The following is a 20,665-nucleotide window of genomic DNA, read 5'->3' as shown; positions in this document are numbered from 1 at the left end:
AAAATTGTGACATATTATTTTTCGGAAACGTTTCCTAATTCATTCACTTTTATAGCGGCAATGATCATATAATCATCAAGGAGATGACAAAACATGCAAGCATTGAGATGGCATGGAGTAAAAGATTTACGTTTGGAAAACATTGAGCAGCCCGCTGCTCTTCCCGGAAAAGTAAAAATCAAAGTCGAATGGTGTGGTATTTGCGGAAGTGATCTCCACGAATATGTAGCAGGACCGATCTTCATTCCTGAAAATGCTCAGCATCCATTGACTGGTGAAAAAGCTCCGGTCGTGATGGGACATGAATTTTCTGGACAAGTCGTTGAAATCGGTGAAGGCGTAACCAAAATTCAGGTTGGCGACCGTGTAGTCGTTGAACCCGTTTTTGCATGTGGAGAATGTGATGCATGTAAACAAGGTAAATATAACCTTTGCGATAAAATGGGCTTCCTCGGTTTGGCAGGCGGCGGCGGTGGATTTTCTGAATATGTGGCTGCTGACGAGCACATGGTTCACAAAATTCCAGAAAGCGTATCTTTCGAGCAAGGCGCTTTGGTAGAGCCATCGGCTGTTGCTTTGTATGCTATACGTCAAAGCCAATTGAAAGTCGGCGATAAAGCTGTCGTATTTGGCGCTGGTCCTATCGGCTTGCTCGTAATTGAAGCGTTGAAAGCTTCAGGCGCATCTGAGATTTATGCAGTAGAGCTTTCCGAAGAGCGTAAAGCTAAAGCTGAAGAGCTGGGTGCTATCGTGCTTGATCCTAAGACTTATGATGTTGTGGAAGAGCTGCACAAACGGACCAACGGTGGCGTAGATGTAGCCTATGAAGTCACTGGAGTACCTCCTGTGCTGACTCAAGCGATTGAATCCACTAAAATCAGCGGACAAATCATGATCGTCAGCATTTTTGAAAAAGAAGCTCCGATCAAACCGAACAATATTGTCATGAAGGAACGCAATCTGACTGGTATTATCGGCTACCGTGATGTGTTCCCGGCTGTCATCAGCTTGATGGAAAAAGGATATTTCCCTGCTGACAAACTTGTGACCAAACGTATTAAGCTCGAAGAAGTGATCGAGCAAGGTTTTGAAGGTCTCCTGAAAGAGAAAAATCAGGTTAAAATCCTGGTATCTCCGCAATCCTAATATCGAATATAAATCAGATGTCTGCCCTTTGCAGGCATCTTTTTATATAAAAAAACGCTCTCCTTCCTGCGACATACTGTCGTCAAGATGAGCAGCGTTTTTTTGATTACCGTTTTGCTTACTTCATTACATTTTTCAGAACATCGTCAATCATTTGACTGTTTGCGATTGTACCTGTATACAACCAGCTGGAATCCTTACCAAAATCGTATACGTGCCCTTCTTTAACTGCCGATATTCCTGCCCAGACTGGATCTTTAATAATCTCATCCTTGCTCACTTTTTTGCTGTTCACGATAAAGATATAATCAGCGTCCAGCTCAGCCAGTTTTTCCAGGGATAAGTTACTCCAGTTCGCCTTGGCTGTTTTTGAAATCTCCTGTACGACCTGTGGAATCTTGAATCCCAAATCCTTGTATAATACATCACCGCTGGATAGATTCTGGTTCACCACATATACGTTTTTATCCGTTACCCACAATGCCGCAGCGGTTTTTTGTCCTACCTTCTGACTTAGCTTGGCTTTCGCTTCTGCTGCTTTTTTGTCGTACTCGCTCAATGCCTGCTTCGCTTCACTGCTCTTATTCAGCACCTCACCCACGGTCAGCAGCTCTTGGCGCCAATCATTATTCATATTACTACCTACAACATAGGTCGGAGCAATTTTGGAGTATTGATCATATTTGTCACCTTCGACCATACTCGCACTGTCCATAATGATCAGATCAGGTTTGAAGTTCAGAACCGCCTCGAACGGAAGATCTGAAGCGATGGCAGGAACATCCTTCAATTCTTTTTGCAGGTAAGCTTGAACTGAATTTTTACCTACCGACCATTGGGCTACCGGTTTAACACCCAACGCCACCAGATGATCCTCCAGATAAGAAGCGAGCACACGCTGAGGCTGAGCCGGAACCTTCACCTCATGCCCAAGTGCATCCTTCAGCACTCTTTCCTGTGATGTTGGTTCCGCTGATGTATTATTGTTCCCTTGCGAAGCGCCATCGGTTGCCGCAGGACTGGATGAGTCTGAGCATGCGCTCAGCAGGAGGGTAAAACTAAGCAATAAAATAAATGCCATGGAATGCTTTGCGTTTCTATTCATTCGTAAAATCCCTTCATCATGATTTTGATAATGATTATTATCCTCAATAACAGTATGCAGGGCGCCACTTTTCGAATCAATGGAACATTCAGACATGCTTGATGGATTATCCAGACGCATATTACTAATAAAAGCAGATGAATATAAGCTGTCCCGATAATGAACCGGGGATACACCAGTATATTTTTTGAATGCCCGGCTAAAGAAATAGACGTCCGGATACCCCACACTCACAGCAATATCCTGTAAAGTGGCATCCGTCTTCCGCAAAAGCTCCTTCGCCTTGTCCATCCGTAATTGAATCAGATACATAATCGGGCTGCAATCCGTTTGTTTTTTAAATAATCGGGTCAGGTGTCGCGGGCTGCATTCCAATAATCCAGCCAGACGTTCCAGCGTGATGGACTCCGCATAATGAGCCTGCATAAATCGAATCGCCTGTGCCACGACATCCCGCGTGGAAGTCCGAGCCTGCGGCTCCTGCCATTGACGCATACATTCATATGCAAAATCATAGAACCGACCCTGAGCCTGAATCTTCGATAACGCCTCTTGATCCTGCCAGGCGTCGGCCAGTAGTTGCAGCTTTTGATAAAGTATAACCGGATAGGACGGTCTGAAACCATAAGCTATCGAAGGATGATTATACACCGTGTTTCCCGAAAAAGAGTTTGCTTTATATAGTACAAGAATATATTCGATTCCGCATGGCGAGGGCTTTATATTCAGTTCAAAGCCTTTGCTGCCATGCAGTACATACCCTGAATGGGATTCATCCTCCCAATCACCAGCCAAGCGTACGCTACCTTGTAGCATAAACACAAAAGCATGCGCTGGGAGACGATACGATTGAACCAGCTCTCCCGCTTCCATTCGAATGTGCCGGACATCCATGACACGGATCGACGAGTGAAGCCATACGGACAGCAGCTTGTTCAGCTCATCAGCTTCATGTCCCTTACTCATCCCGGAATGGGAACCTGTCTGCTTTTGCCGATCCTGCTTCACGTATCCAAGCCTCCGCTTCTTAAATATCATACTTTTTTTCAAACCAACCTCATTATATATCATAAAGACAGAATGATATCATAATACAACAATCGTCAACGATATCATTCTGCCTCTGTTCACCAGTTTGTCCCCTATCTATGTCATTCTTCCTACCAGATCCTATTTCTTTCATTTCCTAATTGGATATTTTCATGTAGTATAAGTCTAATTGAAGTAACCCTGCTTGGGCTATGCTGAAGCTATACACTATGATGAAGGAGGATTTCATATTGAAATCAAATGAAGCAACTTTACACAAAAAGCTTCGACCACGGCATATTACCTTTATGGCTATGGGTGGAGTCATCGGAACGGGTATTTTTAAAGGAAGTACCGAGACGATTAGCCTGGCAGGACCTGGAGTTATTTTGTCCTATGTCTTCGCAGGACTCCTGCTCCTGGTCGTTATGGGCGCGATTGCCGAGATGGCTACCGTCTATCCCAACATGAATATGAAGGATTTTATTCGCAAGGCTTTTGGAGAGCGACTTTCTTTTATTATCGGCTGGTTGTATTGCTTCATGTGGCTGGCCGTCTGTGTCATTGAGGTCATTGCTGCTGGAAGCTTTCTGCAATATTGGTTGCCAGATGTTCCTCTATGGCTCCTCAGCTTAGCAAGTGCGGCTTTCATTATTGTCGTCAACATGCTGAGTGTCGGCGGTTTAGGGGAGCTAGAATTTTGGTTGGCGGGTATTAAGATCGCCATGATTATTATCTTTATCGCCTTGGGTGGCTGTATACTATTCGGAATTATTCCCACTGAAACTCCACCTTATCTGAGCAACTACGCGCAGCACGGCGGGTTTCTCCCCAATGGCTGGCTGGCTATCTTTTCGGCGTTGCTGGTCGTTACCTTTTCTTACGGAGGGTCTGAGCTGATCGGATTGACGTTGACGGAGACTGAAAATCCAGAAAAGGTACTGCCTAAAGTGGTTAAAAGTTTTATTCTTCGCGTTGTTTTGTTCTATACGCTGCCAATTCTCATTATTTGTGGCTTGATTCCCTGGAACCAATTGGATGCAAGTACCAGCCCGTTTGTACAGGTATTGTCTTCTGTAGGGCTTCAAGGCTCAGCTCATGTCATGAACTTTATTCTGATCACTGCTGTACTGTCTGCCGCCAATTCGGGAATTTACGGGGCTACACGCATGCTCCATTCGCTGGCGATTAATGGAGAAGGTCCCAAGTCACTCGCGCGCCTGTCTTCAAATGGAGTTCCGGTGAACAGTCTCAAACTGTGCGCAGTCATCCTGATTGTTGGCTCCATGGTCGCATACGTCGCTCAGGACGGGCTGTTCCGTATTTTGATGGCTGTACCTGGCTTTGTCGTGCTGCTTGTCTGGAGCTGTATCTGCCTGTCTCAATTGAAACTGCGCAAATCTTATCCAGTAGAGCCTACTTTCAAGATATGGGGATATCCTTATATAACGGCGGTAACAGTGGGATGCCTATGGGTCATTGCCTTCCTGTTCTTGATTGACCCGCAAAATCGGATCAGCATCAGTGTATGCGTGGCTTTTATGGCATTTTTAATCATCTGGTCTTTGGTGAAGTTCCGGAGAAAGCAGGCTTAAACAGCTCATGATTCAATCGTATCTGTTTCCAGTTTCATATGCTTTTCTAGCCTTCCCTGTTGCTGCGTTACTGTTTACACTACCATTTCTCATCGTGCAATATCGCAGACATGGCTATATTCACAAGGCTAGAGCGTGGCTGCTTTACTTGATGCTGTTATACTTGATGAACGCCTTCTTTCTGGTCATACTACCGCTTCCAGCATCGCGTCATAATGCAGCCTTGGCCGGGGGAGCGTTGCAATTGATGCCCTTGCAGTTCGTGCAAGACATTATAAGAGAAACATCCGTTTCACCTGCTCATCCCTCCAGTTATGTTCATTTGCTGAAGGAGCGTGCTTTTCTGCAAGTGGTTTTTAACGTGATGATGACCATGCCTTTCGGTATGTTCTTACGTTATTATTTCCGTGCACGATGGAGATGGTGTCTCATTCTGTCCTTCACCTTGTCCCTCTTCTTTGAGGTGACACAGTTGACAGGATTGTATGGATTTTTTGACCATGCGTATCGTGTGTTTGACGTGGATGATCTGATGGCTAACACATTGGGCGGTATGCTGGGCTTTCTGCTCGGCGAATGGTTCTCACGCTTCCTTCCCCGTTTGGAACATCTGGACAAGCACTTGGACATTACGACCAAACGGGTGTCCTATACGAGACGAGGAGTAGCCTATTTAGTGGATTCTATCCTTTGGGCGGGGTTGCTCAGCATTATGGAGTCCCTGCATGTATCTGCTGCTTTCTGGGTTTCCAGTGGAATTTACTTTATGGTGGTTCCTTACCTGACGAATGGACGAACTCCGGGGAAGTGGATGGTACGCATTCATCTTACAGGGAGAGGAAAAAGAGTTTCCCTGTGGGAGCTCATGAAGCGCTACAGTCTCTTGTATTGGTTGTATTTTGGACTGAATTACGTACTAGGTGGATCTGTACTGGGATCTCATCTGTCTCCTTGGATAAGTGTTCTGATCAGCCTTGTGCTGTTGGTGATGAACGGATGGTTCTTTTTCCATCTAGTCATACGCCTATTCAAGAAAGGCCTGTTATTTTATGAGGAGCTTAGCCATACTTCGCACCAGATTATATGGCCCAAGCGCTACCATCCTACTCAGAATGACATCGCTGACCCAACACAGACGTCGGGAGCGAATATAGTACAAAAATAACCAGAGGATCGACACGTCATCAAGCCCCGGATCTACATTGCATCCAGGCAAATAAAAAACAGGTGAGAGCAAAGAGATGTCCTTGCTCCACCTGTTTTTTTATGTTGCTTATATTTTATGTTGCGTATAGATGTTAACTCAACTTATTTCCACTGTGCAATTTGATCAATTGGTAGACGTGTGGACGGATGACCCTCGTTGATTCCTTTACCCATCGAAATGAGCATAACAGGGACATAACGGTCTTTGTCCATACCAAAGGCCTCAGCAATTTTATCCTTTTCATAACCGCCGATAGCATTAGTGTCGTACCCATGAGCACGTGCCACCAGCATAAGCTGCATAGACACCAATCCACCGTCAATCAGGACCGTTTCTCTGTTCACCACTGGATCAAGGGCAGCAAAATGGGCTGTTACCTTTTCCTGTTGCATTTCTTTAATGTCTTGTGGCATATAGCCCAGTTCTACAGCTTCTCCGAAGATTTGTTCGAAATTATCAAAGTTGTTCAGATCCCCAAACACAGCGATCACTGCCGAAGAGGTCTCCACTTGACGTTGGTTGAAACGAGCCAATGGCGCCAGGGTTGCTTTACCTTCTGGGCTATCAATAACAAGGAAACGCCAAGGTTGCAGATTAATGGAGGATGGTGCGCGTGTAGCTTCCGCTAGAATCTCTGTCATTTCCTCGCGGCTAATCTTCACGGACGGATCGTATACTTTTACCGAACGGCGTCCCAGTGCGATTTCCTTAAAATCATTCGTTTTTACAATATTGGATGTATTCGTATTACTCATTCCAATCTCTCCTTTGTTCCTCTGTGGGTAATCGTAATATGACAATGTTGTCAGTCCATACTGGATATATGACTATTCATCACTTGCAGCATATCGGCTAGTTGATTCCGCTGGGTCTCATCAAAGCTCTGTAGAAGCTGAGCTACAAACTGCGAGCGCTCCTGCTTAAAGATGACAATACGCGCACGTCCATAATCGGTCAAGCTTACCAAAGTAACCCTGTTGTCCTCTGGTTTCGTGCGTCGTGTGACCATTTCTGTCGCCTCGAGTTGTTTCAAATGGCGCGTTACGGCCGCACCGTCGATGCCAATCTCTTTTTGCAGCAGCGTTTGGCTAATCTCCTCCACTTGATACAACTTGCATAACAACTGCAATCTGGATGCGCTGATCCCCGCACACCGCTCAAACTTGGAGCTAATCTGCTTGTTCAGCAGCAGCAGCATATCAAAAATATACTCAGCCTCGGATGGTGTCTGGGTGATATCAATCTCTCCTCCCTTTAGCATATCGCTGGGTCTCGTGATTCAATCTTTGATCCATCAATTATTGATCTATCAAGTAATATACATCCTCTTTAACAATAAATCAAGTCCCTGAGAAAAATAAAGTGCCTCATTCCAAATAAAAGCTGAGCGACTCCCACGGAGCCGCTCAGCTTCAAGTTTGCTTTTATTAGCTAGGTTATTAATCATTGTACAGTTGAGAAAAGGAATTGTAGCGTTCAATTAGATTTCAATTAGATAATTCCGTGAGACAGCATAGCATCAGCTACACGCACAAATCCGGCGATGTTCGCTCCAGCCACCAGGTTGCCCGGTACGCCGTACTCCTCAGCTGCCTTCACGCTGTTAGCATAGATATTTTTCATAATATCATGGAGTTTGGCATCCACTTCTTCAAAGGTCCATGACAGGCGCATGCTGTTCTGCGACATTTCGAGCGCCGAGACTGCTACTCCGCCTGCATTAGCAGCTTTGGCTGGTCCAAACAGAACTCTGTTCTCCAAAAATACTTCAATAGCCTGTAGCGAGGACGGCATATTCGCACCTTCACCTATAGCTTTTACGCCATTGCTTACCAGCAACTGCGCTGCATGCTCGTCAATTTCATTCTGTGTCGCACATGGCAATGCAATGTCGCATGGGATTGACCAGATCCCTGAGCAGCCTTCTGTATAGATTGCGCCTGGACGCTCTTTTGTATACTCGCTAATTCGCAGACGATTCACTTCTTTAAGCTGCTTCACCAGCTTGAGATCAATACCGTCTGGATCATAAACATAACCATTCGAGTCGCTACATGCCACGACTGTAGCACCGAGTTGCTGGGCTTTTTCAATCGCATAAATGGATACGTTACCCGAGCCCGACACAACGACACGTTGTCCTTCAAAGGACAAACCTTGAGCTTGCAGCATCTCATTGACAAAATACACACAACCGTAGCCAGTTGCTTCCGTACGTGTAAGACTACCTCCGTAATGAATCCCTTTACCCGTCAGGACGCCGCCTTCATGTCCTCCGCGAATTCGCTTGTACTGCCCAAACATGTATCCGATCTCACGGCCACCTACGCCAATATCCCCTGCCGGAACGTCGGCATCTGGGCCAATATATTTATACAGCTCCGTCATAAAGCTTTGTGTAAAACGCATCACTTCGTTATCTGATTTACCTTTGGGGTCAAAGTCCGAACCGCCTTTACCACCACCGATGGGAAGACCCGTCAACGCATTTTTGAAAATTTGTTCAAAACCCAAAAATTTGACGATACCCAGATACACGGACGGATGGAAACGGAGTCCACCTTTATAAGGACCAATCGCACTATTAAACTGTACGCGGAAGCCACGGTTGACCTGTACATTGCCTGCATCGTCTACCCAGGGTACACGGAAGGTAATGACACGCTCTGGCTCCACCAGCCGTTCCAAAAGCCCCTGCTGCATATACTTAGGATGCTTAGCCAATACCGGAATTAGCGAATCCAAAATTTCCTTGACGGCCTGATGGAATTCATTCTCATGAGGATTGCGCGCGATAACCTTCTCAAAAACGGACTGCACATATTCAGCTGCTGCTTGTTGACTCTGCTCTGGACGGATCATGGTCATTATTTAATACACCCCTTTTATAATTAGCCCCTCTGTTAAATGACGGAATGACTTTATTCTGCACCCTTGAGAGTGGAACTTTATGTATTCATAAAATTTAGTTAACTATACATGATTTTTTATATAAATACATCCAATTCGCCTATAAAAGATTTTTGTATCCTTCATTAAATAACTCTATGAACCTACCATTGCCTGTTATATTCCTAAAGCCAAATCCCTTGATTTACGGGCTTTTTTCACGATTTCTAAGGCTTTCACACCTTACTTTGTATGGCATTATAATGTGAACAAATTGAAACTAAAACATACATTATATCTGGAAAATATGGATTATAAAAAAAGAGGCTAGCGCACAAGGCGCAGCCTCTTTTCTCATCAGCAAGAATGTAACCACTCACCGTTACGGAAATATTCTGTTACACATAAAAGGCTTCAAGCTGATGCACAATTTCGGCCTCGTCATGCTCTACCACCTGCTGGTGCTGCGGCTTGGAGAACAATTGTTCAATTTGCGCCGGGAACTCCTGCTTAATATCCACCAGACGGATCGCCTCATCGAATTTGGCCGGATGTGCTGTCGCGAAGGTCACACAGACTTCGTCCGCGCCATTATACGCCTCATACGCGGCAATACCGCAAGCTGTATGCGGATCGAGCAAATAATCGTATTCAGCCTTGTATTTTTTGATCAGCTCCAGACACTGCTCATTCGAAGCACCAAGCGCTTCAAAATCCTGCTGTACCCGTTTCAAATCCTCTGCCCCGATCACAATCCGTCCCTCGGTTTTGAGGTTATTCATGTATTCAGATACCTTGGCTGCATCCTCTCCGAGGAAGTAGTACAGGTATCTTTCGAAATTGCTCGCCACTTGAATGTCCATCGAAGGACTGTATGTGCTTTTGAAGTCTCCTGGCTTATATTCGCCTGTCTTCACGAAGCGCTCCAAAATATTATTTTCGTTCGTGGCAATGATCAGCTTATGGATTGGCAGACCCATTTCCTTTGCGAGAAAGCCGGAAAAGATATTGCCAAAGTTGCCGGAAGGCACGCTGACATTGATCTTCTTTGCACCCGATGACTCCTGCGCCCGGAAATAAGCATAGAAATAATATACCGTCTGCGCCAAAATACGCACAAAGTTAATCGAGTTAATCGCCCGCAGATGATGTTTGGCTTTGAAGTCCAAATCGGCAAACAGGTCCTTAATCACTTTTTGACAATCGTCAAAGTTCCCTTTTACAGATAGATTCAGCACGTTCTCATCGTCTACCGTCGTCATTTGCAGTTCTTGTACCTTGCTCACCTTTTGGTGTGGGTGCAAAATACAGATTTTGATGCCTTCCTTGCCTCGCACGCCTTGAATGGCTGCCGCCCCGGTATCGCCTGAGGTTGCACCCAAAATGTGAATGATTTCATTCTGCTTTTTGGACACGTAGGAATAAAATTCACCCATAAATTGCAGCGCCACATCCTTGAACGCGAACGTAGGTCCATGGAACAGCTCCAAAATAGACAGGGAATCGTTGATCTTCTTCACTGGCGTAACTTCCGGATGACGGAAGCTCGCATAGCTGCGCTCCACCAGTTGTTCCAAATCTTCACGAGGAATCTCATCATTGATATACAGCGCAAAAACTTCCAGCAGCAGCTCTCTGTAGCTCAATGTAGCCCATTGCTCCAGCGTAGCTCCCGACACGGTCGGAATCTGCTCCGGTACCATCAGACCTCCATCGTCAGCTAACCCCATGAGCACGGTATCAATAAATCCCTTGGCTTCTACTCGACCTCTAGTGCTTATATATCTCATATACATCCCCCAATAAAAATTCAATTCGAACCTTTTTCGAATATATTATTGTCTATAATACCCTGTCGCGGTGCTGTAACCAAGCCTTTTTTTCATATTTCAAAGACTTTCTCCTACTTTACCATACCCTGATGCATCAAGCATCTATCATCACTAGTCAATTAGAACGTCAGGAACAGGCCGTAAGTGTGAAAAGGAAGGCTACTCCAGCCATTACGAGCCTGAAATCGAGAGTGCAGCCAGCTTGAGCGAAGGAGAAGTGCAGCTTCCTGTAAAACGCAAATCGTTGCCAACTTCTTCTACCTGCTGTAGCACGTCAAAGAAGTTGCCTGATACCGTAATCTGATTGACCGCTCTGACCACTTGCCCTTGCTCAATCCAGTAGCCCAGACAAGCCAGCGAAAAATTACCAGACGCCGTATTCGTACCTGCATGCAGCCCTTGCAGCTCGACGATCATCAGCCCGCGATCCGTCTTGCGAATCATGTCTTCCAACGTAGACGTGCCTGGAGCCACGTACAGATTATGATACGACACCCCAATTTTACCGTTATAGCTGCCTTTGGAAGCATGAGAGGTACTCTGCACCCCAGCCTTGCGGGCTGTCTTGCGGTTATGGAAATACGTCCGTAGTTCGCCATCCTTGATAATCTCGTTGCGGCGTGTCGCACTGCCTTCGGCATCAAACGTACTGCCTGCCGGAACATTCTCCATCAGCGGATCATCGATCAGTGTGATATGTTCGCTTGCCACCTTTTGTCCCAGTTTCCCAGCTAAGCGTGAAAAGCCTTTATCCACTGACTCCGCTGAAAATACCGACGTATACGCAGCTAGCAATTGCGCTGCTGCATCATGACGGAAGATGACCGGATAGTTATCCGATTGAATCGTGTGCGCACCCAGCTTGGAAACGGCCTCTTGTACGGCTTTATGCGCCACATCCGCAATATCGATCTCCTCCACGCTCCGGAGCGAATAATCATGCCAGCCCCCGGTAACCGTCTCGCCATGGTCTGCTGCAATCACATACACATAAGCGTTCGCTAGGCTTTTACGACGATGGCAGTGTAACCCTTTGGTATTCACAATCAGGACTTCATTTTCACGAATGCTGACCGAACAATGCCGAGCCATCACAATCCGTGGGTCTGCGGCAAGCGCTGTACGCTCCATTTCCAGCGCCGCTTCAATCAGAATCTCAGGAACTGTGTCAGCAAGCGTTGAGGCATAATCAGGCTGCTCAGGATAGCTCTCAGAGCCTGCAAACAGCTCATCCTGCTCCTCGCTCTCCAATATGTCCGCGTTGCTGCGTGCTTCCTCCAATAAGAAGTCGATCACATCCGGTTCCAGCTTTTCCGTAGAGGCATAGCCCATTTTCCCGTTAATGACACCACGGAAGGAAAGTCCGCCATTCTCAACGATGGTATATTGGTCAATCTCTCCCTTCAGCACCTTTACCGAGGTAGAACGTCCATTTACATAGTAGATTTCCATATCCGCATAGCCCATTTCCCGACCTTTGGCGAACAACGCTTCCTGAAACTGCTGAATATTCATCGCCTATTCCCCTTTCCGTCCACCGACGGTCATCTCGGATACACGAATCGTCGGTTGTCCACAGTTCACCGGAAGACTTCCACTAACCGAGCCGCACATGCCCTGACCATGATCCAGATTGTTGCCGACCATATCAATATTTTGCAGGGTTTCAATCCCTTTGCCGATCAGCGTTGCGCCTTTGACCGGCTCGGCAATTTTGCCGTTGCGAATCATGTAAGCCTCTTCGACTGCAAAATTGAAGTCGCTCGTCGAAGTATTCACCGAACCGCCGCCCAGCGATTTGGCATAGATTCCGTACTCCGTATTCGCAATGATCTCTTCACGGGTCGAATCCCCGTTCGCAATAAACGTATTGTTCATACGGGATGCAGGCGCGAATTTATAGGACTGTCTTCGTCCCGATCCTGTCGCAGGTACACCCATCTGGCGCGAGCCCATGCGGTCGATCAGATATCCTTTTAAAATACCGTTCTCGATCAGTACGTTGCGCTGTGTTGGCGCCCCTTCGTCATCGATATTGAGCGAACCCCATGCATTCGGAATCGTTCCATCATCTATAGCTGTAACGAGCGGTGAAGCCACCTGCTGCCCGATTTTATTCGCAAACACGGAAGTTCCATGCGCCACCGCTGTAGATTCCAGCCCGTGTCCACACGCCTCGTGAAAAAGGACGCCGCCGAAGCCATTCTCAATCACGACAGGCAGTCTACCACTAGGAGCATATCCCGCTTTGACCATCGTGGACGCAATCCGAGCGGCGTGTCTGGCATTTTCTTCGATATTCAGATTCTCCAGAAATTCAGTCCCAGCATACGCTCCCGGCCCACGGAACCCGGACTGTCTATGCTCCCCATCCGTCGCAATCGCGCTTATTCTCATGCGTGTATACGTACGGGTATCCTCCACCAATAGCCCGTTGCTATTGGCGATCAAGACGTTCTGGATCGAGTTGCTAATCCCAACAGAGGTTTGCGTGATGGAAGGATCGTATTGGCTTGCCGCCTCATGCGCCCGTCTCATCATGTCGATCTTGGCGCGTTTCTGCAAACCGTCAGGAATGATCGCAATCGGATGTTGGTTAGGAATCGCATGAGGATGGAGTGTAATGGTGTGTGTACCTGGTGCTCCACCGCCGCGAATAGCCTTGGCGGCCGATTTGGCCAGTCGGATCAGGCTCTGTTCGCTCATATCGCTGGTGTACGCATACACCGAAAAATGCTCCTTCATAATCCGAATGCCAATCCCAAAATCCCGGCCTGACAGCGCCGTATCCACGATGCCTCCAGTCATGCCCAGTTGACCATTGGTGCGGTCCTCGACAAACACCTCTGCAAAATCCCCGCCCGTCTCCAGCGCGGCTTGCAGCATATCCTGAATCTGTGTTGGATGTATCATCACGTTCCTCCTCATTTTTGCCATGTTTCATATTGTACGTCTAAGCGATCAAGAACATATGCGGGTTCATGCTTATTTCCCATAACTTTACTATACATGATGTGGGAGTGGGTGTAACTATCTGGGTGACGGTGTTGGGAGGGGCGTGAAGATTTATGCGCGGGGATGGAGGGATTGAAATGAGAAAACCCGATAAGACCGTGAAGGGCCATGTCGGGTTAGCTTGAGTTGCTTGATTACTGGGTGAATTGAGCAAGTACGTGCAACTAAGGACGCTACGTGGACGGATCATTCTTCCGATCGCTGTTGCCCCCAGATTTTTTTGATTATATTTCTAACGGTAAAATCCGGGGTCAAAGGCGAACGCTCCGCTTCTTCAGAACGATTCCGTCCCCTCCGCTGTTATGCTTGGGTTTGTTTCATTTTGTTTCAATTTCTAACTGATTAGTTAAAATGCTTTTCTCTAAACGGATATAGTACAAAACATGGTTTAGTTCAATCTCCGTTGAGTGTAAATAATAGGTCGCTTCCTTAACTGAATCCATGCTCAACGCTCCTGCTTTGGCAGCGATAATGTTAAACGCATCTCCAAGTAATTTAATACAAGTTTGAATCCTCTCTGTGTATTGCTCTTCAAGTTCTACTAACTTTTCATACTCCGCTACCATGTCACTCTGAGAAGTCAAAATATTCCCCACCTTTTGGTACGTATATGAGTACCAGTTTTACAAAAATTATATGTTACGTTTATGCGTATCGTCAAGAAAAATTTGTAAAATAAGGTGGGAACCCTAATGGCAAAGAAAGTAGTTGTGAAAATAAACGAAATTACGAGAAAACACAATATCTCCTTGAGAGAACTATCACGTTTATCAGATGTTCGTCACGCCGCTCTCAGTGAACTTCAATCAGGTAAACGTGAGAGCATTAATTTTAATCATATCGAAAGAATAGCCGAAGCCATGAATATTGAAGATATTCGGGAAATTATTGATCTGGTTAGTGAGGTAGAACAAAATTAGTTGATTTTTGTTGTGTTTAAAGTGAAAATTCCTCCTCTAATACTTTAACAAACATAATAAATATCCCTATATCATATCGATTATACATTCCTATTAAAAACTCATTTTGGAAAAACCGTCCTTAAAGAGGGGAAAGTCATGTTTCGAAAACTAGGGGAAGTATGATGAAAAGGCCCAGCATATCTCCTAGGCCCTGAAACTTGAATATTAAATAATTTCAATGGAACAAATTTAGTGAAAAATGGCATACACAACATTGGAGAGCACATTTTTGACCTCTTCTTTGTCAGTGGATCGATAAGTCTTTGTGCGTTAGGGAAATACATTGGAAAGCCTTGTCCAACAAGGCTTTCTTTAACTTTCTTTGTTATACGTTCGAGTTTAACGTAATGCTCAACAAAGCAAAAGTGTGACCAAAAAACAACGGATATTGTTGCGGTTACAAAGTCATCTGTAATCCATAAATCTCTTTTTTTAAATAATTTGCTACATCAATTGATTCTACATCTAGATTCTTTAACCACTCTATACAAGTATCTGTAGTAATATTATCGTGAAATCCCATAATACGAGACAACTTGATTGCAGCTTCACGATGTAAACCAATTGCCATAAACTCTAATGCAGAAGTAGCGCAAGCTCCATACTCTAAATATGCCGATATATTTATTATTTTTTCAGAATCCTCTCTTCTATTAATGCTAATAAGGAAGGTTTTTAATACTTCGATATATGTTTGAGTATATTTAACTATTTGATATCTGATTGTTTTATTTATAAATTCAATCTGGTCTTTAACATGCTTAGTAATTTCTCTTTGTTCTCTGTTTAGAATCTGTCTATCGTAAAAAATAAGACTTGTCAAAGAAACGCCTTTCATCCATTTATCTCCTACTGTAGTGATTCTTTTAACCTGTTTTTCAGTCCATAAACTATCATTAAAGAAAACATTGATAGCATTAACTATCAAGTCAAAACGTTCATAGCCACTTTCGTTTAATGGGAAAACTGGGCAGAGATAATCAATCTCACTCTTATTATCAACCAAAAAATCCCACAATGCATTTATTTTCTGGGGCATAACCCCAGGATTCTTATTCAATAACTCTGTAGGAGGCTTAAATGCGTTTATTGTTGAACCAGTTATAGTGTCAATCTCTTTTAAAATATCTAAATTTTGATCTGTACTATACAAAGAATTTTCCAATCTTTCGCCAAGCAGATGCTCTTTAATAACTAGCGAGAATAACTGCTCGTTATAATCATCACTTTCTTGCCTTTTTGGATTTTCGCTCTTGATAAAATCTTTAAATTTTTCTGGTTCCTTAACTAACCTGATTTCAGAAGAGGGAATTATATCCTGATATCTTTCTCCTATAACTGGATTTGTGACCCAACTTTCTAATTCTATACATATAACGTTACCAGAAAAGTCATTTCCGATTCGTCCAGCTCTCCCCACTAAATTCCAAAAACTAAGGTTATCAATAGGGTTTTTTCTACCTTTTTTAGGTTTGTAAACAAAAATATTCTTAGCTGGCATGTTTACACCTTCTAATAAGGTTGACGTACAACTCACTATTTTTAAGAGTCCTAATTTAAATAGATCTTCAATACCGGATCTTATAATTGCAGGCAAAGAACCAAAATGGAATGCTAGTCCCCTTCTTATAAAATTTGCAAGTTCATAGCTTTCTGTAATATATTCTTCAATAAAGTCAGCAAAATCATTTAAACGCACATCATCTAGAAGAGGAAAATTTCCATTGTTATATAACTCTCTGATTACATCAGTGGAAAGCATTGGCTCATTTGAGTAGACAATTGAAGTTTGATTATTCCAAAGGTCTAATGTTGCACTGGAAAGAACTTTAGAAATTGTTTTACTTCCCGAATAAGTATAACTTTTCTTCCCTATAGCTATTTCTTCTTTGTTAAATAATGCGGTAACCAACAACGTATCTTCTAACAACTTTACTGTTATGATGTTCTGACGTACCAGTGGCAAATTATCTCTTTCATTTGCCCCATTCTCGAACTCAAATGTTTCCAATAATTTTTGTGGATTTTTAACAAGCGGGCTTGAAAACAGTATCTTTGTCTCTGGCCAGAGTAAACGAGAAAATTTAACTGCGTTTTCAAGTAATACTCCTCTCCCACCATATTGAATGTTATGAGCCTCGTCCACTACAATAATATTTGTTTTAACTCTGTTTACATCTTTTCTGTTACAAAGTTGATATAACCTTTCTTGAGTTAAAACTAGTATATTCGATCGTTCTGGATGCTCGATTAGGACTTCAATTTCCGAAGAACATCCTACAAAGATATTCTTTAGTCCCATTTCCGATATACTTGAAAGGAAATCGTTCATAACTTGCTTAATTAGTGCTCTTGTTGGCACAATATAAATAGCAGTAGTACCCTTCTGTTTAACTATCTTATCTAATAACACTTTGAGATATACAAATGACTTTCCAGCAGATGTAGGAGCAGAAATACTAATCCCATCTACCTCTTCCTCGATCATGTCAACTACTCTTTTCTGAAAATTAGTTAAAAGATAATCTTTCCCTGATAAATTTCTAGTGTTAGCATTCTCAAACACATGTGCTTCGAAAAGCGCCATCCCATTTAATTGTCTTTTATAATTACTTAGTTTATTTCGATCTTCTAACAATTTTATTCCAGGGTAATTTCCAAGTTTCCTCAATATTAATGAAGAAGCCATTACAATCGAATTCGACGGTTTGATCAAAGGAAGAGTGGTAGCAATGTTTAATGCTTTTTGTTTATTTTTAATTTTAACTGATCCAGCTAATATATTTGCAGACTCCAAAAGTATCCTAGTTTCTTCACCCGATAACTCTTCATCAGTTTGATTAAAGAATTCTAGTTGAATTTCCATTTTCTTTATTTTTTTTATTAAAAAATCTATATTTCCTGAGTATTCCATTCTATATATTAGGGACTCGAAGCTCATAAATCACACCTCCATTCCAATTTTATGCATAAATTGATTCTCGAAATCAATAATTTTATTAAAAGGAAGTATAAACCAATTAATCTTTACGTTTTTAATACTGCTTGTTTTTAATAATTGATGGCAAATAGATTCGTAGTTCTTCTTCAATTCACTAATAAAATATTGATTTAAATGTTTCTCTAAGGTTGGACCGTTTATTCCATCTTTTTCAAACATATTCAAAAGTTCAGAATTATAACCTGTAAATACAGTCATTTCTACGTTAACTTTGGTCCAATCCCTTGAATCAAAGAATTTGTCAATTAGAGTCTTCAACGGACCATGATTTAAAGTCTCATATGAATAATCATCATAAAAGAGAAAATCATTCTCCATATTCACTATTTCCTCTAATTCTTTAAGAATTGTAGTAATAGCTACTTCAAAATTATCATGTAGAATGCCTCCACCAATAAATAGCGCCAACTGCCCATTCTTCAAGCCTGCATGCACATCATCTGAAATATAATTCAGTTCTGTAGATGGGATGTCGCTTCTAATTCTTGTATACATTTTAGGCATTTCTAAAATTCCTTCTATCAACATCCACAAGAGCATAGAACCAAGTTTTCCACTTTTGCTAATTTCACTAACTATTTTATTATTATTCTTAAAAATCTCTAATTGTTTACGTAGGTCATTTGATGATGAACTAATAATGGTTAGACTATTAGCATACTGTTGTAAAACAAGTGTTAAATGTTCAGCTAGTTCACTAATTCTTTTATTTCCTGATTCATGATATTTTACATAGTAGAAATCAACATCCATATTCAATTCCTGATTTATCATCGAATGGTTTATTTTGTTGAATATATCGTTACATACTCTCTTTTGTATATCCAATCTTTGCTTCAATAAGTTATTGGAATTTGCTAGCGAAGAATTAATCAAAATTCCATTTTGTAGCAAGAAATTTGCACACTTGAAAAAGCTAACTGACTTCAGTTGATTCTTTAAAAGGCTGTACTCCTCTTTAATTAAGATACCAACTATTTTCTTATCAACCAATAATGGGGCACCTGATAGGCCTGAAAGACCGTACGGCCAGTCTTCTTTTATATAATTACTTGTTAATTGCTTATCATACTCTTTACTGTCATCAAAACTGCTATCAAAGTAGAGTTGCCCTCTGAGATAACAATAAGCATCTCCCTCGGCATCAGTATTCCAATCTTTGGGATACCCCATACTCTCCCATTCAATCTCCCTGCTATCATAACTATTTACGTCAATTGCTAGCCATTCTTCAATATGCGTTACTTTATCAGTAATTTCAAGCAGAGCCATATCATCTTCGAGTGAATCAGCTATTAAATTCGCATACCTTTTAAAAGATTTCGTACTTCCAGGATAAAATTCAAGTTCTATTGGCTCATTATTGTCAATATGCTCTTTTATACAATGTCTTGCTGTAATAGCACGTTTTTCATCAATTAAAAATGCAGTACCTTGGTTACGGCAGATAATTTTCGCTGTAGTTTTATATAAATATTTAATAGTATCTATGCTAAACTTCCTCCTTAACTTTTTCGTTTTTTTGAAATGAAATTATTGTAGGAACATCATCCAATGTGTTTGCCAAATCATTGGTGTAATGAATACTGTAGCTATACTTTTCCATCAAATTTGGAACATTAAATTTATTTAAAATCCTGAAAGGTTTATAGTTGAAAATTAGCTCCTTATCAGGGGTGTTGTCAGTCGATATTATTCTATAGATCGTTTCAATATCAGGATGACTAAAGTTCTTGCCTTTACCGTTTGTTGAAAAAATATATTTATTGGAATGTATCAGTTCTAACATACTAACACTAGTATTGTGTTTACTTCCGTGATGAGAAACTTTAACCATATCAAACCACATTTTCTCTTCTTTTCTCTGATTCAATAATTTTTTTAAATTATTTTCAATAATTTCCGAATGACAATCTCCTAAGAAAAGCAGTTTCTTAGAGTTGAACTCCAATATAAATGCAATAGAACTTCCGTTCACTTCTGCTCTATCTGGTTCAAAAGACTGTTGTGCTATTTCTTCCAATGTGTATCTAGTAGAATTTATATCTTGGACCTTTCTCTGTTTTTGTTCCATTTGGATATTCGACATATAAAATTCGAAAGCATCGTCCAATGTCTGATCACTATTAACTTTATCTTGATAACCGAGTGATGATAATTTCTCAGCCCATTTATTAGAAAGCAATTGAAGATTTTCAATATTAGGAGATAATAAAGTTATTGATAATTCTTCATTCGTATAGTTTACCTTGATCTCGTTTTCATCAACTACTACAGCTTTATGATTAAAGCTAGTATTCCACTTGTTCTCATAACCATTTTGTAGTATTAGTGATCCCAAAGTTGAGCCTTGCTTATATCCTATATCTGCTACTTCTCTTACTCCTATTTCCCGTGGATATCCTATGGAAAGAATGTTTTTCATTCCACTGTTAATAGAGAGTTCCCCTTTAGTTTGAATCTTATTAAACTGTAAGTGTCGAAAACTGTTATACCAAATTTCTCTTATGTCAATTGAATTTGGATTATCAGAATGACCGTTTTTCTTAAAGAATCTAACTCCGCCTAGAATATGATCTTCATCTACATGAGTAAAAATTAACAAAGATATACCCTCTGCTTTTATTTTCTGAAGCTCCTCACTAATAAACTTTTCATAGGTAGTAGCAAAGCCCATATCCACTAAAATATGATTAATTGCTTTCCCTCTACAAGAAATAAGAAAACTATCACCATACGATGCAGGAAACATTTTTACCTCTAACATATATTTTCTCTTCCTTTTTAAAATATTCATGACATTTGACTCAGTAATTAAGTCCTATATAAATAATAACTCAGTTTGACTGAAAAAAATGTCGAAAATTGTATTACATTATGTTTC

15 protein-coding genes are annotated in these 20,665 nt (G+C 42.1%); 4 read left to right on the top strand and 11 right to left on the bottom strand.

Annotation, left to right across the window (positions count from 1 at the left end):
* The first annotated feature begins 93 nt into the window (after positions 1–93).
* Positions 94–1,146 (top strand): 2,3-butanediol dehydrogenase, encoded by a 1,053-nt coding sequence (locus KSP24_RS01025; RefSeq protein ID WP_216974254.1) that lies wholly within the window; start codon positions 94–96, stop codon positions 1,144–1,146.
* Between the two features lie 118 nt (positions 1,147–1,264).
* Here the strand turns inward: KSP24_RS01025 and KSP24_RS01020 are convergent, their stop codons facing one another.
* Positions 1,265–3,259 carry an ABC transporter substrate-binding protein gene (locus KSP24_RS01020; protein ID WP_216974253.1) on the bottom strand — a complete coding sequence of 665 codons (1,995 nt, stop codon included), beginning with the start codon at positions 3,257–3,259 and terminating at the stop codon, positions 1,265–1,267.
* Between the two features lie 272 nt (positions 3,260–3,531).
* On the opposite strand from KSP24_RS01020, the gene KSP24_RS01015 reads away from it, so the two are divergent.
* On the top strand, positions 3,532–4,875 hold the full coding sequence (locus KSP24_RS01015) for an amino acid permease (protein WP_013372423.1): 1,344 nt from the start codon (positions 3,532–3,534) through the stop codon (positions 4,873–4,875).
* A gap of 7 nt (positions 4,876–4,882) precedes the next feature.
* The gene (locus KSP24_RS01010; protein ID WP_216974252.1) at positions 4,883–6,040 is read left to right on the top strand and encodes a VanZ family protein; all 1,158 of its coding nucleotides are present in this window, start codon (positions 4,883–4,885) and stop codon (positions 6,038–6,040) included.
* 143 nt (positions 6,041–6,183) lie between these two features.
* Here the strand turns inward: KSP24_RS01010 and KSP24_RS01005 are convergent, their stop codons facing one another.
* The 7 genes from KSP24_RS01005 to KSP24_RS00975 all read right to left on the bottom strand — a co-directional run bounded on the left by KSP24_RS01005 (position 6,184) and on the right by KSP24_RS00975 (position 14,402).
* A complete protein-coding gene (locus tag KSP24_RS01005) occupies positions 6,184–6,837 on the bottom strand; it encodes a nitroreductase family protein (protein WP_064961978.1) in 654 nt (217 codons plus the stop codon).
* 50 nt (positions 6,838–6,887) lie between these two features.
* Positions 6,888–7,280 (bottom strand): MarR family winged helix-turn-helix transcriptional regulator, encoded by a 393-nt coding sequence (locus KSP24_RS01000; RefSeq protein ID WP_058711620.1) that lies wholly within the window; start codon positions 7,278–7,280, stop codon positions 6,888–6,890.
* Positions 7,281–7,573: 293 nt separating this feature from the next.
* The gene (gene gdhA / locus KSP24_RS00995) at positions 7,574–8,950 is read right to left on the bottom strand and encodes an NADP-specific glutamate dehydrogenase (protein ID WP_216974251.1); all 1,377 of its coding nucleotides are present in this window, start codon (positions 8,948–8,950) and stop codon (positions 7,574–7,576) included.
* Positions 8,951–9,369: 419 nt separating this feature from the next.
* Complete coding sequence (gene thrC / locus KSP24_RS00990) at positions 9,370–10,761, bottom strand: threonine synthase (RefSeq protein ID WP_216974250.1); 1,392 nt, start codon at positions 10,759–10,761, stop codon at positions 9,370–9,372.
* A 213-nt stretch (positions 10,762–10,974) separates the two neighbouring features.
* Complete coding sequence (locus KSP24_RS00985; protein WP_216974249.1) at positions 10,975–12,318, bottom strand: TldD/PmbA family protein; 1,344 nt, start codon at positions 12,316–12,318, stop codon at positions 10,975–10,977.
* 3 nt (positions 12,319–12,321) lie between these two features.
* Positions 12,322–13,716: a TldD/PmbA family protein gene (locus KSP24_RS00980; RefSeq protein WP_216974248.1), complete on the bottom strand. Its 1,395-nt coding sequence runs from the start codon at positions 13,714–13,716 to the stop codon at positions 12,322–12,324.
* Positions 13,717–14,135: 419 nt separating this feature from the next.
* The gene (locus KSP24_RS00975) at positions 14,136–14,402 is read right to left on the bottom strand and encodes a hypothetical protein (RefSeq protein ID WP_025365530.1); all 267 of its coding nucleotides are present in this window, start codon (positions 14,400–14,402) and stop codon (positions 14,136–14,138) included.
* A gap of 108 nt (positions 14,403–14,510) precedes the next feature.
* Between KSP24_RS00975 and KSP24_RS00970 the strand changes: the two genes are divergently transcribed.
* Positions 14,511–14,738: a helix-turn-helix domain-containing protein gene (locus tag KSP24_RS00970; RefSeq protein WP_028542234.1), complete on the top strand. Its 228-nt coding sequence runs from the start codon at positions 14,511–14,513 to the stop codon at positions 14,736–14,738.
* A 439-nt stretch (positions 14,739–15,177) separates the two neighbouring features.
* Here KSP24_RS00970 and KSP24_RS00965 read toward each other — a convergent pair whose 3' ends face one another.
* Genes KSP24_RS00965 through KSP24_RS00955 form a run of 3 tightly spaced genes read right to left on the bottom strand, consistent with a single transcriptional unit; the run spans position 15,178 to position 20,548 of the window.
* The gene (locus KSP24_RS00965; RefSeq protein ID WP_216974247.1) at positions 15,178–17,721 is read right to left on the bottom strand and encodes a DEAD/DEAH box helicase; all 2,544 of its coding nucleotides are present in this window, start codon (positions 17,719–17,721) and stop codon (positions 15,178–15,180) included.
* A gap of 3 nt (positions 17,722–17,724) precedes the next feature.
* The gene (locus KSP24_RS25535) at positions 17,725–19,230 is read right to left on the bottom strand and encodes a Hachiman antiphage defense system protein HamA (protein WP_367949277.1); all 1,506 of its coding nucleotides are present in this window, start codon (positions 19,228–19,230) and stop codon (positions 17,725–17,727) included.
* A 43-nt stretch (positions 19,231–19,273) separates the two neighbouring features.
* Positions 19,274–20,548, bottom strand: coding sequence for an MBL fold metallo-hydrolase (locus KSP24_RS00955; RefSeq protein WP_216974245.1), 1,275 nt, complete (start codon positions 20,546–20,548; stop codon positions 19,274–19,276).
* Positions 20,549–20,665: the final 117 nt, after the last annotated feature.

Origin of the sequence: Paenibacillus sp. AK121 (assembly GCF_019042715.1) — a bacterium.
GTDB lineage: Bacteria > Bacillota > Bacilli > Paenibacillales > Paenibacillaceae > Paenibacillus > Paenibacillus polymyxa_C.
The sequence above is the reverse complement of the archived record's forward strand: the minus strand, read 5'-3'. Positions and strand labels throughout refer to the sequence as shown.

Excerpts from the sequence above, each read along its gene's own strand:
- gdhA (WP_216974251.1), bottom strand. The coding sequence starts at position 8,950 with ATGACCATGATCCGTCCAGAGCAGAGTCAACAAGCAGCAGCTGAATAT.
- KSP24_RS01025 (WP_216974254.1), top strand. The coding sequence starts at position 94 with ATGCAAGCATTGAGATGGCATGGAGTAAAAGATTTACGTTTGGAAAAC.
- KSP24_RS00970 (WP_028542234.1), top strand. The coding sequence starts at position 14,511 with ATGGCAAAGAAAGTAGTTGTGAAAATAAACGAAATTACGAGAAAACAC.
- KSP24_RS00955 (WP_216974245.1), bottom strand. The coding sequence starts at position 20,548 with ATGTTAGAGGTAAAAATGTTTCCTGCATCGTATGGTGATAGTTTTCTT.
- KSP24_RS01010 (WP_216974252.1), top strand. The coding sequence starts at position 4,883 with ATGATTCAATCGTATCTGTTTCCAGTTTCATATGCTTTTCTAGCCTTC.
- KSP24_RS00985 (WP_216974249.1), bottom strand. The coding sequence starts at position 12,318 with ATGAATATTCAGCAGTTTCAGGAAGCGTTGTTCGCCAAAGGTCGGGAA.
- KSP24_RS00965 (WP_216974247.1), bottom strand. The coding sequence starts at position 17,721 with ATGAGCTTCGAGTCCCTAATATATAGAATGGAATACTCAGGAAATATA.
- thrC (WP_216974250.1), bottom strand. The coding sequence starts at position 10,761 with ATGAGATATATAAGCACTAGAGGTCGAGTAGAAGCCAAGGGATTTATT.
- KSP24_RS00980 (WP_216974248.1), bottom strand. The coding sequence starts at position 13,716 with ATGATACATCCAACACAGATTCAGGATATGCTGCAAGCCGCGCTGGAG.
- KSP24_RS01000 (WP_058711620.1), bottom strand. The coding sequence starts at position 7,280 with ATGCTGCTGCTGCTGAACAAGCAGATTAGCTCCAAGTTTGAGCGGTGT.
- KSP24_RS01005 (WP_064961978.1), bottom strand. The coding sequence starts at position 6,837 with ATGAGTAATACGAATACATCCAATATTGTAAAAACGAATGATTTTAAG.